Below are 15,139 nucleotides of genomic sequence, written 5' to 3'. Positions count from 1 at the left end.
GAGTAAGTATCAAAAAGCCCCGCTGGCTCTGTGCCAGCGGGGCTTTTTGTTATTGCATGAAGCCAGCCTCCGATTCGTCGCGCAGCATAAACGTGCGCATCAGTTCCAGCAGCATGGTATCGGCAGCACTCAGGCCCGGGGGCGACAGGTCCAGGTTTTCGGGAGTCCGGTAGCCCTCCAGCAAGGCATATTGCTCGTCGCTCAGGGTCTGGAACGCCATCGACCAGTCGGGAAAGCTGCGCTGGGGCACGTGCTTGTCGGCGAGCTTGATGAGGCCCGTATGGCGCGGGTCCTGCGCGATATAGCCGTAAAGGGTATGCACAGCCTCTTCGGGGCCTTCCAGCAACTGCACAATCTGTCCTTCGTGGTAGAGCAAAATTCCGGTAAGGTTGTGCTGCTCGTTGTGGTGGCGGGCTTTGTGGAGTATGCCCCGTAGTTCTTCTTCCGACAGCGGCCTGGTGGCAGTGCTACTATAAATAAGGTGGTGCATAGGCAGGAAAGACTGGCAATAGAGCGTGGCCTTTCCTAACGCATAACCGCAATCGGGAAGTTTCCCGGAGCCACTTAACCGCACGCGCAAGCACTTTCCCGCTACGCTTATTCGCCTGGAAGGCAGTACATAGCCTGGCTAGGGCCACCGCTCCAGCAGAAGGCCGGGCTGCCCTTTATAGATAGTGCGAGCGTATTCCTGATAGCCGTTTTTCTCTGCCATGCGCCTGGAGGCCAGGTTTTCGGGATGAATCAGACAAACGAGTCGGGGCGCCGCCAGATGAGCAGCTTCCCAGGACAAGGCCGCACGAGCGGCTTCGGTGGCATAGCCCCGGCCCTGGACCTGTGGGGCCAGCACCCACCCCATTTCCGGTATGCCGTTCAGCGCCGGCTCAATTATGCGGCGCCAGTCGGCAAACCCTACTGCCCCGATGAACGCCCCGGTGCTTTTTTCTTCTATGGCCCAGTAGCCGTAGCCCAGCAGCGGCCACAGGCCGGTGTGGCGGAGCATTTTCGTCCATACTTCCTCCTGCGACAGCGGCTGCGGCGATAGAAAACGGTAGAAGGCGGGCTCGGCCCACATGGCCACAAACGGGGCCAGATCTGAGGGAAGGTGCCCGCGCAGCAGCAGATGCTCCGTTTCCAGCTGTGGCACTACGAAGCTGGGAAGAGAAGCTGGCATAAACAGATAATAGCTTGACCAGTGCGCCAAAAAACAAAGCAGCCTCCGCAAATATAACATCTGCGAAGGCTGCTTTCTGACTATGCGAGCCTCTTATTGGACTCGAACCAACGACCTGCTCATTACGAATGAGCTGCTCTACCAGCTGAGCTAAAGAGGCATTTCCGAGGCGGCATATCCGTCAGGGGCAGCAAAGATAGAAAGCCGGCGGAAAACCACACAAGCGTTGGAAGTATTTTTTCTGCCGGCCCAGGGAAGGCCGCAATAACTACGGTTGCAGCTTTCTCGTTTTGTGGAGGAGCGCGCCCTAAACCGCCGCCGAACCTGCTATGAAAAAAACTTCCGATTCTACCCTTATGCCTGCCCTGCTGAGTGGCCTGGCTGGCGCGGTTGCCCTCAATGTGCTGCACGAAACGGTCCGCCGCCTGCGCCCCGAAGACGCGCCCCGCATGGATGTGCTGGGCATGCGCGGCCTGCGCAAGCTCCTGGCCAAAGCCGATGCGCCGCAACCCGATGAAGATACCGCCTACGGCCTGACCGTGCTCGGTGATGTAGTGAGCAATGGGCTGTACTACAGCCTGGTGGGTGCCGGAGACGGTGCGCTTGTGCGGGGCGTAGTGCTGGGAGTGGCTGCCGGTATCGGTGGGGTGATGTTGCCCGGGCCGATGGGACTAGGCGAAGCTCCGAGCAACCGCACGCCCCAAACCAAAGCCATGACGGTAGCCTGGTACACCGTGGGCGGCATTGTGGCGGGCCTGGTAGCGCAACGCTTCGGGAAGCAGCAGGCGTAGCGGCGGCCGTACCGGCAGCAGCGGCCACGTATGAGGTTCCGCTCCCAACAGTGCCGGCCCGACTTGCTACCTTTGCTGCTTCTATGAAAGCACTCCGTAAACTTCTGGTCCGCGCGCTTGGCTTCGAGCGGTACATCCGTTTCGTGAGCCGCGTGTACTTGCGGCTGGTAGGAGCGGGCTGGGGCCGGCAGAAATATCCGGAGCTGTTTTTTCTGGAGAAGATTATCCGGCCCGGTTTCGTGTGCCTGGATATCGGGGCCAACCTGGGCTACTACTCCGTGGCCCTCTCGCGGCTGGTAGGGCCGGAGGGGCAGGTGCTGGCCGTGGAGCCGATTCCGGATTTCCAGGCCATTTGGCAGGACAACGTGACGCTCAGCGGCTACCCCAACCTCACGCTGCTGCCCTACGCACTGGGTGGCCAGAACACCACCGTGCAGATGGGCACGCCCGAGCGCAACGGCCTGCTGCACCACGGCATGACCAAAGTAGCCGCCAGCAACCCCGATGAGCACTACGCCCGCACCTACGACGTGCCCATGCGCGTGCCTGATGACCTGCTGGCCCATCTGCCGCGCCTTGATTTCGTGAAGTGCGACGTGGAAGGCTTCGAGCACGAGGTGTTCCGGCATATGCAGGCCACGCTGCGCCGCTTCCGGCCGCTCATCCAAACGGAGCTGAATGGCCTGGAAAACCGCCGCGCCGTGGTAGCGGTGCTCGATAAGCTGGGCTATAAACCATTCGTGCTGTCGGAGCGTTCTGAACTCGTGCCGTGCTCGGAGGCGCAGCTAAGCAGCGCCGTTACGGCCGATTTTTACTTTCAACCTGTTTAAGCCCCGGCTAAACCATGCTGATTAAATTCCTGCTCATTTTCTTCCTGCTGGCGCTGGTGTTGCGCTTTGTGCTGCCCGTGCTGATGCGCTACCTGGTAGTTGGTTTCCTGCAAAAGCAGGCCCGCAAACAGGCGCAGCACTTCGGTGGTGCCCCGTTTGGAGCTGCTCCTAATGCTTCGCAGCAAAGCCGCGCCGCCAGCGGCGACGTACAGGTAGACTACGTGCCGCCCCGCCAGAAACCTGCGCAGCCCAAGGAGTTCAAGGGCGGTGAGTACGTGGACTTCGAGGAAGTGAAATAAGCCGGTCTGCCGTCATAGAAAAGGCCCTCTGCCAATGCGGTAGAGGGCCTTTTTTGTTCTGGCCGGCAACCAAACCGCCGGACATACCCAACTGCCGCCGTATAGTGCCACATTGCTTCCTGCAAACGCACAAAGCGAAACATTGCTATTGCTTGCCAGCTCGTTACCTTCCCAGTACTTCTCGCCTCTCTTTGCTTCTCCGGAATGCGCTTCCCCCACTACCTTCTCCTGCTATTGGTTCTGCTGGGCCTGAGCCAGTGCAAAAAGAAAACCATCCGGCCCCAGGAGCCAACGCTGCCCGCCGAAACCCAGAGCGGCCAGTATACACTTGGCTTCAAGGCCAACGGCACCGTGTACGTAGCCTCCGGCGTGACCCAGACCACCGGCTCTTGGAACAACACCGATGATTTTCATTTTGCAGCTGATACCAGAGATGGAAAGTATGAACTCACTGCTATAGGCATTATCCTAAAAGGCACATTAGCCGATGGAGAGCAGTTTAAACTGGTTACATCTGACCAGATAAGTAATGGCCAAAACTATGCTCTACCTAGAATATCACTGGCAGGTGGCTGCTACTACAGCGAGAATACAGGCGCCCGCCTACTGAGTGGGCAGGTCACGCTCACGCGCTTCGATGGCGGGGCACGGATGGCAGCGGGGCGCTTTCAGATGATACTCGTCAAGGCTGGCTGCGACACGCTGCGCGTGACCGAGGGTCGCTTCGACGTCAAATTTTAACGGGTAGCCACTACTACTTAAAACCCGATGCCTACCCGCACGCCCGTGCCTACGCGCTGCCCCGACTGCAGGCCGGTGTAGAAGTCCACGCGCATCACCTTGAACACGTGCTCCAGGCCCACGCCCAGCTCCACATAGTGGCCGACCTGCGCGGTAGTGAGGTAGTTGAGCGAGGCTACTTCCTGCCATTTCAGCTTCCGCAGCAGCGGGATTTTGTTCAGGAAGAAGCCGTTGAAATGGTGGTTGTAGTGCGCCTCCAGAAACCGGCGCTGCGTGCTGAAACGGTAGTAGTCGAGCAGCTGAAACTGGCTGAAGTCGGCGGCGAGGTAGGTGCGGTTGCCGCTGAAGTGGCGGAAATCCATGAACGACAGCTCGGGTGTGCCCACAAAGCCGCCGGCCGCCACTTTGTAGCTGCTCGTGCCCAATAGCCCCAGCCCAATGGTTTGCCGGATGCCCAGCTCCAGCAGCGTGTAGCGCACATCGGAGCCCAGCACGCCGCCCACGCCCTGCCGCCAGATGCCCACAAACGTCGGCAACTTCGAGCCGAGGTTAATCTTGCCGTCGGGCCGGGTGATGTAGCGCTGGCCGGGCCGGAACGAGGCCACCAGCTCCCAGGTGAGGGCCTGGTTGCGGCCGAAGCTGGTGCCGCCGGGCAGCTCCTCGTTCACCGGGTCGTTGAGCGTGAAGGCCACGCCGGGCTTGTCGCGCCACAGGTCAATGGTGGTGTTTTCCAGCTCCCGTCGGTCGTAGTAGCTCAGCGTGCCCTGCAGCGTCAGGCCGTTCAGCACCTCGGCCTGGTAGCCCAGCTGGCCCCCGTCGCGCCGGTAGGTTTTGGCGTAGTTGCGGTTGTTGAGCAGCGTGTAGTAGGAGTTGATGAAGGGCGTCAGCTGCGTGTTGGGGTCGAAATTATCAATGGTGCGCCCCACGCGGACCGACAGCCGCGACACGCGCACCGGGTGCAGCTGCCAGCTGCCCGCGAGGCTGGGGCTGACGAGCTTATTGCTGAAGCCATAGCGCACGGCCGGCGTGATGGAGTAGCTGCGCCGGTCATCGGTGCGCTGCGTGAACGTGGCTTCGGGGTTGATGACGGTGCCTTCCACCGTGTTGTAGTTCAGGATGTTGAACACCGGCGCCACGTACCACGTGCGCTTGCGGAAGGTATTGGAATAGGTGTAGCCGGTCAGCAGAAACTTGCTTATTTCCACCTCGTTGCGCACCCGGTCCAGCGAGTCCTGGTAAGGCCGCGAGTTGCGCACCACCTCGGTGCTGTCCTTCACGCGGTAGTCCTTCTGCTCTTCCTCGGTCAGCGGAATCGGGCGCACGTCGTCCCAGTAGCTGGAGTCCCGCTCGTTCACGCCTTTTTCCACCAGCATCACCTGCCCGCGCTTCAGCGGCCCGATGCTCAGCCCGGCCGTGTCGCGCTCCGCGGCTTTGGTCTGGCGGCGTACTTCGCGGTTCAGGCCGCTCAGCCTGGGCTTCTGCTTGCGGATTTCGGCGGCCGTTTCGCGCGCTACGGGGGCCTCGGCGGGTGCTGAGGCGGGAGCGGCCGGCAGGGCAGTGGGGGCGGGGCGGCTGGGGTAGGTGGGCTGCACTTTGTAGTTGCTGAGCACGGCCGTGAGGTAGCCGCTGCCCTTGAAGCCAAACGCCGTGAAGCCCACCGTAATCTTCTGCGACTGAATCACCCAGACGTGGGGCGCACCGGGAGCGGGGGCAAACAGCTGCTCGATGCGGAAATTATCGACGTAGTCGAGCTGGGCGTTTTTGTCGAGGTTGAGCGACACCGAGTGCAGCCGCCACGTGCCATCCACGATGTAGATGTGGCCCGAGGAAAACACCGGGTCGGTGCGGCGGCGCGGCGTAACCTTGATTTTGTGCACCAGCACGCCGCCCTGCTGGCTGCTGCCTTCCAGCTCGTATTTGTAGAACAGTAGCGCCCCATCGGCAATCGGCGAGACGAAGCCGCGCTCCGAAAAGCCGCTTTTCAGCACGTTTTCGTAGAAATTGAGCCCCGCCCCGCGCCCGGCCCGGTTGAAGCTGATGCCTTTCGTGTCGCCGCTCACGCGGGAGGAAATCATGCGCTCCTGCACCACATTGGGCTGCCGGAAGCTCAGCTCCGATACCGTTTCGGACAGGTAGAAAATGCCCGGCTTGATGTCGGGCCCGATTTTCACGAGGCCCAGAATCTTGCCCGGTACTTCCGCAAACCGCCCCAGCGCCTTGATGTAGGTGCGGGCTTTGAAGGCTGAAACTTCGCGCAGGTGGTAGCGCCGCCACTGCTGCGCCTGCTGAATGATGGCATAGGCCGGGTCCCGGTCGGAGGCGCGCACCACCACTTCGCGCAGCTTGTAGCTTTCGAGCTCCAGCGTCATGTTCAGCACCGTGGCTGTGTCGCCGCCGGCCACGCGCACGGTTTCGGTGCGCGGCTTGTAGCCCACGTATTGGTACACCAGCTCGTAGGAGCCGGCCGGCAGCCGCAGCTGGTAGTTGCCCTGTTCGTTGGTGGCGGTGCTGGTAGTCGTGGTGCGCACCGCCACGTTGGCGAAGGCCAGCCCGGCGCCCTGCGGGTCCGTGACGCGCCCCTTGATGATGCCGGCCTGCGCCGCCAGCGTGCTAAACAGAAGAAAGAGCGGCAGTAAATAACGGGGCATCTGGCAGATAAGAACAGTGGTTGCCAAGATAGATAGAATACGCCGCCGCAGGGTTGTATTGGCGCTGCTATTCGCGGTGGTTTTCGACCAACTGTCGGCTAAGTGGCCACTTCCTCTACCGCGGGCACTACCGGCACCGGCCGGCGCGCCTGCCGAAACGTGTAGGCGGCGTTGAGCGCCACTCCGAGTAGCACCAGAGCCATACCGGCATAGGAAGGCAGCCCGAACGTTTCGCCGAAAAACGTGAAGCCCAGCCCCAACGCGTATAGAATGCCCAGATAGTCGAGGCTGCTGATGCCGGCCAGCGGCCCGGCCTGGTAGGCTTTGGTTTTGTAGACCTGGGAAAGCTGCGTGAAAATGCCCGTTAATAGCAGCACGCCCCAGTCCTGCCAGCCCACCGGCATAGTCCAGTGCAGCAAGCAGTACACCGCGCTGAACGGCACGACAACCAGCTGCGAGTACAGTACAATCACCATCGGATGCTCGCGCCCGCCCAGCTTCCGGATGGAGTTGTAGGAAAGTCCCGAAAACACCGCCGACGCCACGCCCATGGCCAGATACAGCGGCTCGATGCGCGTATCAACGCCCTTCACCAGCACCACGCCCCCGAACGAAAGCAGGAAAAATACCCATTGCCAGGGCTGCACCTTTTCCTTCACGATGAAAATGCCCAGCACCGCCGTGAAGATGGGCGCGAGGTACTGAATGGTGACGGCCGAGGCCAGCGGCATGGTCTGGAGCGTGTAGAAATACAGCACCAGCGCCAGCGCCCCCGTCGTGCCGCGTGAAAGCAGATAGAAGCGGCTGTCTGGCCGGCCCCAGGGCTGCACCTGCGCCTGCCGCAGGGCCCCGTAGCTGAGGGCCAGCGAAAGCACCGAGCGGAAAAAGATGATTTCGAGGGGTGGCAGGTGCCGCAGCAGCTTCACGCACACATTCAGCAGCGCGAAAAACAGCGTGCTGAGCAGCATGTAGCGGACACCCGGCGAGAGCAACGGCATAGCGGAAACGGGTAATGCAGCAACAACCAGCCGGAGCCGCAGCGGTTTGCGCCAGCTGCCACGGCTTACCTGGCGCATAAAGGCTGAAAAAGCGCACTTCTGCCCCGCAATCCGCGTTACCTTGCTCTATGATGAACCGCAACCAGCAGGACAAAAAGCAGAAAACCTACACGCCCGGCGAGGCGCTCCAGAAAATAGCCGCCTTCTGTGCCTACCAGGAGCGCAACCAGAAGGAAGTAGAAGCCAAGCTGCGCAGCTACGGCCTGGACGAAGACGAAGCCGGCGAAATCATCATCCGGCTGAGCCGCGAAAAGCTGCTGGACGAGGAGCGGTTTGCCAAAGCCTTCGTGCGGGGCCACTACCGCCAGAAAAAATGGGGCCGCCGCCGCATTGTGCAGGAATTGAAGCAGAAAGGCATTTCCGACTACTGCATCAAGTCGGGTCTCAAGGAAATAGACGGCGACGAGTACTACCAGAATCTGGTGGACGTGCTGGAAAAGAAGGACCGCCAGGAAAAGGAGCGCAACCCGCGGGTGCGCCGCCAGAAAATCCAGCTCTTCCTCACGGCCAAAGGCTACGAATCCGACCTCATCAAAATGGCCCTCGACGACCTGGGCAAACCCCCCGAAGAAGACGAGGACTAGTAGAGTTGGTTTGCTGCGCTAATCAGAGCGTCATGCTGAGCGGAGTCGAAGCATCTCGCGTGCTGGCGTTGCACTAGTATTTACTACACTAGCAAGATGCTTCGGCTGCGCTCAGCATGACGTTCGGGTTTTCATTGCTGCGCCGGCCGCAGCGGGTTTTGCAGTTGCTTGGTGAGCACCACGCGGCGGCCGGTCATGGTTTCGAGCATGGGCTTGAGGATTTGCTGGGCGTTTTGCTCGGTCTGGGTCAGAATGCCCGACTGCAGCGCGGCGCGGCGCACGTTCTGCTCGGCGTATTTGTAGCCGGCGTCTACCAGCTCCGCATCCTGAAAAAAGCCGTTTTCGACGCTATATACGCGGCTGGCGCTGTGGTCTACCTGCCAGGTGCACAGCTCGGCGGCGGGCAGCGCCACGCGGACCACCGAGTCGCCTTCAAACACCACATCCTGCTCCCGCACCTTGCGTAAATCCAGGCAGCCCACGGCGTTGCCGGCCACAATGAGGGCCACTTTGGCGTCGGGCAGAAAGCGGTAGGTGCTCTTCTTGTACTCCACCACATCCTTGAACTGGTAGCGCACCAGCTCCAGCCGGCCCAGGCTCTCCACCTTCTGCAGCACCGTGTTGTGCGTCACGGTTACGCGGGGCGTGGGGTTGAGTGGGTTGTCGAAGTCGGAAAGGGCGGGACGGACTTTCGTCCAGAGAAACCAGCCCAGGCCCAGCAAAAACAGCAGAGGCACCAGGCGGCGAAGCAGCAGAGAAGCGGACATGCGGGGAGAAAGTAAGAGCAGAACCCAACCGTATACGCGAAGCCGGCAAGTTCTGCCGAAGCACCACGCTACACGCAAGCCGGGTCTGACAGCGTAGCTTTGCGCCGATGAGCCAGCCAGCCCTTTCTGCCCACCCAAACACTGCGCCTGATGCAGCGGCGCCGGTTCATGGCTGGCTGCACCGCTGGCACGGCTGGCTGCTGGCGGGCCTGTGGCTGCTGGTGCAGGCCTGGTGCTGGCACCTTTACCAGGGCCCCCGCTTCAGCGGCGACAGTAAGCAGTACCTCGAATATGCCACCCAGCTGGCCGAAACCGGCACGTTTGGGGAGGGGCACTACCGGCGCTACGTGGGGTATCCGCTGTTTATGAGCGTGTTTCTGAAGCTACGGCTGGGCTGGTGGGGCATCGGGCTGGCGCAGGTAGCCTTGTCGGGGCTGGCGGCGCGGGCGCTGTACGGCACGGCCCGGCGCCTGAGTGGCGGGCACTGGCTCACGGCGGCGCTGGCGGCGCTATTGTTCATCGGCTGGACTGATGTGCAGCGCGCCAACCCATTTCTGCTCACGGAATCGTTGTTTACCAGCCTGCTCGTGTTTTCGCTGTGGGCGGTGGCGCGGGTGCGTACGTGGCGCGGGGCACTGTTGGCGCTGCTCGTGCTGCTGATTACGGCTACCATCCGGCCCAACGGTTTCGTGGCTTTCGGGGCGGCCGGACTGGCGGCGTTGGGGTGGCTGCGGGCGCACGGGCAGCGGACGTGGCTGAGTGCCGGGTTGCTGGCGGGGCTGATGCTGCTGCCGGTAGCCTGGGTGGTGCTGAATGAGCTGCTGCGCACCTTCACGCTCATCGAAACCTACGAGCAGGGCCTCATCATCTTTGGCTATCCGCAGGCCGACTTACACCCAACGGCCCCGCTGCACCTGCCCGACCCGACCTCTCCGCCGCTGTGGCGGCTGTTGTTGTTCATCGGGCAGAACCCGCGGTGGTTTGCGCAGCTGGCGGCTCTCAAGCTCACGTATTTCATGGGCTTCCCGAAGCCGTACTATTCCGCTTTGCATTGCCTGATGCTGGCCGCCACGCTGCCGCCCATCTACTGGCTGGCCCTGCGCGGAGTGGCCCGGCGCACCGTAGCGCGGCCCGCCCGGGTCTATGCCGCCGCCGTCATTCTGCTGCAGGCCGTTGTCGTGATGATGACGGTGGAAGACTGGGACATCCGGTTTTCAGCGCCGGTATTGTCGCACTGGTTTCTGCTGGCGGCCCTGGGCGCGCAGCCGTGGCTGCGGCGGCTGGAAGCCCGGTTTCGGTAAGGATATTTTCCACTTACACACCTTCCGGCCACCACGCGCTACGATGCCCGAACCGCTGCCGGAACCCGGTCCAGCCCTGCAGCCCGCCGGTATGCACCGCCACCACCGTAGAACCCGCCGCGAAGTAGTCCTGCCGTAGCAAGTCCAGTACCCCAAACAGCAGCTTGCCGGTATAAACCGGGTCCAGCAGCACGCCGTGGCGGGTCTGGAAGGCGTGGATGAAGTCCAGCAGCTCCAGGGAAAAGCGGGCATAGCCGCCCAGGTGGTAGTCCGTGCGCAAGTCGTAGTTGGGGAAGGTGTGGCCGGTAGCAGCCTGCGTTAGTGCATCCACATCGGTGCGCAGGAAGCCGCCGTTTTTCAGGGCCGCAATGCCTACCGCCTGCTGGTGCGGGGCCAAGGCGGTGAGCAAGCCGGCCAGCGTACCGCCCGTGCCGCAGGCCACGCACAGGTAGTCGAAGGTGGTTTCCGCGGCCAGTTCCGTAACCAGTTCCGCGCAGCCCGGCAAAGCCAGCGCATTGGAGCCGCCTTCCGGAATGATATAAGCCGGGCCGGTTTCGCGCAGCAGCTCCGCCAGAAACGCCGGGTCCTGCTTGCGGCGGTACGTTTCCCGGTCGAGGTAGCGTAGCGTCATGCCGTCGGCCGCGGCCCGCGCCAGCGTGGGGTTGAGTGGCGGTGTCTCTTCGCCCCGAATGATGCCGATGGTGCGCAGGCCAGTGAGGCGGCCGGCCGCGGCTACGGCGGCAATGTGGTTGGAAAACGCCCCGCCAAACGTCAGCAGCGTATCATGCCCCAGCTGTTGCGCTTCCGTGAGGTTGTATTTCAGCTTGCGCCACTTGTTGCCCGGCAGCTCGGGGTGCGTCAGGTCGTCGCGCAAAAGCAGCAGCCGAATGTTGCGGCGGGCGGCTTCGGGCTCTTGTAGCGGTACAAGAATCATGGGTAGGCAGCAGGTCAGCCCACGAAAAAGCCCCACCGGTCCGGCAGGGCTTCTCGCAGCTAAGGTGAAAAATGCTACACGAAAGCCGGCTCATTGGGCGTGGCGGGCTGGCGCACCGTGTACACCAGCAGCCCCAGTAGCACCAGAATCAGCAGCACCGACGACACCATCGAAACCGTGTTGCCGATGGCGTATTCCGTGGGCTCAAACTTGAACTCGATGGTGTGGTTACCGGCCGGCAGCGGCATAGCACGCAGCACGTAGTTGGCCCGCAGGTGGGGCACCAGCTTGCCATCCAGGTACGCGTTCCAGCCATCGGCATAGTAGATTTCCGAGAACACCACGAAGGCATCGGCGGTAGCGGTGGCGCGGTAAGTCAGGGCGTCGGGCGAGTATTTGGTGAGGGCAATGGTAGAGCCGGGCGCCGCATAGCTGGTTCTGGCCACCGGAAACTTGGTAGCGTCCACCACGGCCGTAGTAGCCACGTTCAGGCCGGTCAGCGCCTGGATTTCCTGGTCCGGCGTCTGCACCTTCTGGATGTCGTTTACGAACCACGCATTGCCCAGCGCGCCGGGGTTGCGCTGCACCTGCTCCGGCTGGCCGGGCTGGCCTTCCTGCTGCGGCGCCTGCGCAGGCACTATCACGTAGCGCGTGTTCAGCATGTTCAGGACCTGGTTGTTGTTCTGCGAAATCTGCCGGTCAATCAGGTCCTGGTAGCGGCGCAGCTTGGCCCCGTGGTAGCCCCCGATGCTCTTGTGGAAGTACGACGTGTTGGCCTCGTTGAAGGGGTTGGCCACATTCAGCACCCGGTAGCTCAGGTCTTTGTCCTGCAGAATCTGCTGGTCGGCGGCGGAGGGCACGAACTGCTCGGCCACGGTTTCGCGCTGGAAGTTGGAGTCGTTGAGGTAGCGCTTGTCCACGCCCCACAGATCCACGAGCGTGAACAAGCCCACCAGCGCCGCCGCCATGCCCGCCGACAGCTTGCGCTGCAGGTAGAACCACAGCGTACCGGCCGCCAGCGCAATAAACACGATGGAGCGGAACACGTCACCGCGCAGCATGGCGGCGCGGTCCTGGCGCAGCGCGTCCAGCGGGAAGCCCTGCTGCTGCAGCTGCGCGTCAATCGGCGAGGCGAAATCAGCGCCCAGGCCCATCAGGAAAGCCAGTACGCACACGCCCACCGTAATGCCCAGCGCCAGCAGCAGCTTGCGCTTCAGGTCGGCGGTTTCGGGGGCGTCGGTGGTGGTTTTGGCGCTCAGCGCGGCCAGGCTGGGGTGGGTGCTGGCTCCGGCAACCGTAGTGGCCGCGGCGCGGCTACGCAGCACGCGCGCCAGCGCCAGGATGGCCAGCAGCGGCATAGTCAGCTGCGCAATCACCAGGGCCATGCTCACCGACCGGAACTTGTTGTAGCCCGGGAAATAGTCGAACATCAGGTAGTTGAAGCTCTCGAAGTTCTTGCCCCAGGCCAGCACCAACGACAGAATAGTACCCACCAGCAGCCACGTGCGCAGGCGCCGGTCGGCCACGAAAAGGCCCAGCACGAACAGGAAACACACAATAGCGCCCACGTACACCGGCCCGCTCGTAATCGGCTGGTTGCCCCAGTAGGTCGGCATGTGGGCCAGGTAGTCGCTGAGCTGCACCGGCGGCAAACCCAGCGCGGCCAGGGCTTTGCCTGTAGCCGAGTCGTCGGAGAGCTTGCTTTGCGAGGCCCCGCCGTAGAAGTTCGGAATCAGCAGCGTGATACTTTCGCCCACGCCGTAGCTCCACCCGAAGGCGTAGTCCCGGTCGAGGCCGGTACCGGCATCGTCGCCGGCCGGAGCCGCCTGCTGCCCGGGCGCCGTGGGAGCCGGCGTTTTCAGCTCCGATTTGCCCCGGATGCTGTACTTACCATACTCAATGGTGGTGTAAAGACGGCCGAAGCTCACGCCCACCGCCAGCAGCGCTGCCACGGCCAGGAGCCCCGTGCGGCCCAGAAAATCGGGCAGCCGGTTTTCGCGCACGGCCCCAATCAGCTCCACCACGCCAAAAATCAGCACCAGCAGCAGCAGGTAATAGGTAATCTGCAAGTGGTTGGCGCGCACGTTCATGGCCAGGCCCACCGCAAACAGGCCCGTGCCCAGCCACTTGTTGCGCCGGAACGCCACCAGCAGGCCCGCCAGCACCACCGGCGCGTAGGCCAGGGCCAGACTCTTGGTGTTGTGGCCGGCGGCCAGAATCACGAGGTTGTAGCTGGTGAAACCCAGCGCAATAGCGCCCACACCGCTCACCACCGGCGAGAGGCCCAGCGCCACGAACAGCACGTAGCCGCACAGCAGCGCCAGAAACAGGTTGGCTACCACCGCCGGCAGCCCCAGCGTAAAAATCTGCTGCAGATAAATGCTCAGGTCGCCGGTAAAGCGCGTGCTGATCAAATACGTGGGCATCCCCGAAAACATGGAGTTGGTCCACAGCGCCTCTTTGCCGGTGGCCTCGCGGTATTGCTGCGCCTCGTGGGCCCCGCCATTAAACTGCACGATGTCGTGCTGGCTCAGGGTTTTGCCATCAAACACGATGGGGGAGAAGTAGAGTACGGCCAGCCCCAGAAACAGCAGCACGGCCAGCAGATGGGGCAGCACCCGCCGCCACAGCGGCACCAACGGAGCAGGCGCCACGGCCGGCGCAGAGAAAACGGTCGTCATTCAGGAAGAAAGTAGTGGGCGAAAACTGCCCGAAGGTAACAAGGATTGGCGCTTTGGCGGATGCAGGCCAGCGGTAGGGGTGGAGCCTGCCATTTCCCCGGTTCTGTGCAGCAGCGGCCCGGCCGCTACCGACTGGTTCGGAAGTTATACAGCACCACCGACCCCAGAATTACGCCGTAGGCTGCGCCCTGCACCGCCGTAGCCGCCTCCCCGAAGTACAGAAACGCCAGCGCGAAGCTCACAATCGGGTTCAGATACATCAGAATCCCCACCGTGCCCGAGGGCAGCACGTTCAGCGCGTACAGGTTCAGAAACAGCGGCAGCACCGTAAACACCGCACTCAGCACCGCCGTCACCAGCAGCAGCCGGCCATCGGCCAGCCCCGCCAGCGGGTGCGCGCCCAGCAGCGGGGCCAGCGGCAGAATCACGGCCGCCGCCAGTCCCAGCTGCACCGTCAGCAGCGCCAGCCGGTCGTAGCCCTGCAGGCGGCGCTGCGTGATGAGGTAGAGCGCATACGTAAAGGCCACCACCAGACTCATCAGCAGCGTCCGTAGCTCACCCACGCCCAGCAGCGCGCAGCTCAGCGCACTCAGCCCGATGGCCGCCCACTGGTTGGGCCGCAGATTTTCGCGCAGCAGCAAAAAGCCCAGCAGCGCCGTCAGAATCGGGCAAATCAGGTACGCAAACGAGCCGGCCTGCACGCTCACCTCATTCACTACATAAATAAAGAGTAGCCAGTTGGCCGTCAGCAGCAGCCCGCCCAGCGCCGTGCTCAGCGCCACGCCCCGCCGCTCGGCGGCCGGGGCCGCCTGCCACTGCCGCCACGTAGCCCGCACCGCCTCGCGCCGCCCCAGCCCATGAATCAGCACGAGCAGCAGCAGCGACAGTAGCACCCGGAAAAACAGAATCTGCCCGCTGGCATAGCCGCCCAGCAGCCGCAGCGGAATCGGGAAGAACCCCCAGATAAGAAAAGCCGCCAGCGCGGCCAGATGATGACGGGAAAGTTTCAAGGAAGATGCTAAACGGTAAGCCCGCAGCAAAGGTACGCCAGAACCTCCCGGCCCGACGGCGGTAGCCGTCCGACCGGTCCCCATCCGCGCGGCCGGGGCAATGCCACGCAAACAACGCCCCACCAGCAACTCCCTGCACCCCGCCAGATAGCTCCTGCACCCAGTCAGGTATCTCCTGCAGCCCTCCACTTATCTCCTGCAGCCCGCCACTTGTAATCTGCAGCCCGCCACTTGTAATCTGCAAAGAGCCATCTGTCTCCTGTACCTTGCCATTTGTAATCTGCAAAGAGCCACTTGTCTCCTGTCACCTGTCACCTGCAGCCC

The 15,139-nt window shown here is 62.6% G+C and carries 14 protein-coding genes and 1 tRNA gene; 6 read left to right on the top strand and 9 right to left on the bottom strand.

Going from position 1 to position 15,139, the window contains the following annotated elements; genetic code table 11:
• Positions 1 to 49: 49 nt before the first annotated feature.
• From BUE15_RS00645 to BUE15_RS00635, 3 genes are all read right to left on the bottom strand, one after another.
• Complete coding sequence (locus tag BUE15_RS00645; protein WP_073280761.1) at positions 50 to 490, bottom strand: BLUF domain-containing protein; 441 nt, start codon at positions 488 to 490, stop codon at positions 50 to 52.
• A 138-nt stretch (positions 491 to 628) separates the two neighbouring features.
• Positions 629 to 1,171, bottom strand: coding sequence for a GNAT family N-acetyltransferase (locus BUE15_RS00640; RefSeq protein WP_073280760.1), 543 nt, complete (start codon positions 1,169 to 1,171; stop codon positions 629 to 631).
• An 87-nt stretch (positions 1,172 to 1,258) separates the two neighbouring features.
• Positions 1,259 to 1,331, bottom strand: a tRNA-Thr gene (locus BUE15_RS00635).
• 169 nt (positions 1,332 to 1,500) lie between these two features.
• Here BUE15_RS00635 and BUE15_RS00630 point away from each other — a divergent pair.
• From BUE15_RS00630 to BUE15_RS00615, 4 genes are all read left to right on the top strand, one after another.
• Complete coding sequence (locus BUE15_RS00630; protein ID WP_073280759.1) at positions 1,501 to 1,962, top strand: hypothetical protein; 462 nt, start codon at positions 1,501 to 1,503, stop codon at positions 1,960 to 1,962.
• An 83-nt stretch (positions 1,963 to 2,045) separates the two neighbouring features.
• Positions 2,046 to 2,792, top strand: coding sequence for an FkbM family methyltransferase (locus BUE15_RS00625; RefSeq protein WP_073280758.1), 747 nt, complete (start codon positions 2,046 to 2,048; stop codon positions 2,790 to 2,792).
• A gap of 14 nt (positions 2,793 to 2,806) precedes the next feature.
• Positions 2,807 to 3,091, top strand: coding sequence for a DUF4834 family protein (locus tag BUE15_RS00620; protein ID WP_084548724.1), 285 nt, complete (start codon positions 2,807 to 2,809; stop codon positions 3,089 to 3,091).
• 204 nt (positions 3,092 to 3,295) lie between these two features.
• Positions 3,296 to 3,832 carry a Riean_0653 family protein gene (locus BUE15_RS00615; RefSeq protein WP_073280757.1) on the top strand — a complete coding sequence of 179 codons (537 nt, stop codon included), beginning with the start codon at positions 3,296 to 3,298 and terminating at the stop codon, positions 3,830 to 3,832.
• A gap of 17 nt (positions 3,833 to 3,849) precedes the next feature.
• Here the strand turns inward: BUE15_RS00615 and BUE15_RS00610 are convergent, their stop codons facing one another.
• Together BUE15_RS00610 and BUE15_RS00605 are read right to left on the bottom strand one after the other, a co-directional pair.
• A complete protein-coding gene (locus tag BUE15_RS00610) occupies positions 3,850 to 6,480 on the bottom strand; it encodes a DUF5686 and carboxypeptidase regulatory-like domain-containing protein (RefSeq protein ID WP_073280756.1) in 2,631 nt (876 codons plus the stop codon).
• A gap of 98 nt (positions 6,481 to 6,578) precedes the next feature.
• Positions 6,579 to 7,478: a DMT family transporter gene (locus tag BUE15_RS00605; protein ID WP_244535840.1), complete on the bottom strand. Its 900-nt coding sequence runs from the start codon at positions 7,476 to 7,478 to the stop codon at positions 6,579 to 6,581.
• A 128-nt stretch (positions 7,479 to 7,606) separates the two neighbouring features.
• Between BUE15_RS00605 and BUE15_RS00600 the strand changes: the two genes are divergently transcribed.
• Complete coding sequence (locus tag BUE15_RS00600) at positions 7,607 to 8,122, top strand: regulatory protein RecX (RefSeq protein ID WP_244535839.1); 516 nt, start codon at positions 7,607 to 7,609, stop codon at positions 8,120 to 8,122.
• 131 nt (positions 8,123 to 8,253) lie between these two features.
• On the opposite strand, the gene BUE15_RS00595 is transcribed toward BUE15_RS00600, so the two are convergent.
• Positions 8,254 to 8,889: a DUF4230 domain-containing protein gene (locus BUE15_RS00595; protein WP_073280755.1), complete on the bottom strand. Its 636-nt coding sequence runs from the start codon at positions 8,887 to 8,889 to the stop codon at positions 8,254 to 8,256.
• A gap of 107 nt (positions 8,890 to 8,996) precedes the next feature.
• Between BUE15_RS00595 and BUE15_RS00590 the strand changes: the two genes are divergently transcribed.
• Positions 8,997 to 10,190 carry a hypothetical protein gene (locus BUE15_RS00590; RefSeq protein WP_073280754.1) on the top strand — a complete coding sequence of 398 codons (1,194 nt, stop codon included), beginning with the start codon at positions 8,997 to 8,999 and terminating at the stop codon, positions 10,188 to 10,190.
• Positions 10,191 to 10,203: 13 nt separating this feature from the next.
• On the opposite strand, the gene BUE15_RS00585 is transcribed toward BUE15_RS00590, so the two are convergent.
• The 3 genes from BUE15_RS00585 to BUE15_RS00575 all read right to left on the bottom strand — a co-directional run bounded on the left by BUE15_RS00585 (position 10,204) and on the right by BUE15_RS00575 (position 14,815).
• Complete coding sequence (locus tag BUE15_RS00585; RefSeq protein ID WP_073280753.1) at positions 10,204 to 11,124, bottom strand: 1-aminocyclopropane-1-carboxylate deaminase/D-cysteine desulfhydrase; 921 nt, start codon at positions 11,122 to 11,124, stop codon at positions 10,204 to 10,206.
• Between the two features lie 74 nt (positions 11,125 to 11,198).
• Positions 11,199 to 13,805 carry a YfhO family protein gene (locus tag BUE15_RS00580; protein ID WP_073280752.1) on the bottom strand — a complete coding sequence of 869 codons (2,607 nt, stop codon included), beginning with the start codon at positions 13,803 to 13,805 and terminating at the stop codon, positions 11,199 to 11,201.
• Between the two features lie 125 nt (positions 13,806 to 13,930).
• The gene (locus BUE15_RS00575) at positions 13,931 to 14,815 is read right to left on the bottom strand and encodes an EamA family transporter (protein ID WP_073280751.1); all 885 of its coding nucleotides are present in this window, start codon (positions 14,813 to 14,815) and stop codon (positions 13,931 to 13,933) included.
• Between the last annotated feature and the right edge of the window lie 324 nt (positions 14,816 to 15,139).

The organism is Hymenobacter psychrotolerans DSM 18569 (assembly GCF_900142395.1).
Taxonomy (GTDB): Bacteria; Bacteroidota; Bacteroidia; order Cytophagales; family Hymenobacteraceae; genus Hymenobacter; species Hymenobacter psychrotolerans.
This window is presented reverse-complemented; position numbering and strand designations above follow the sequence as displayed.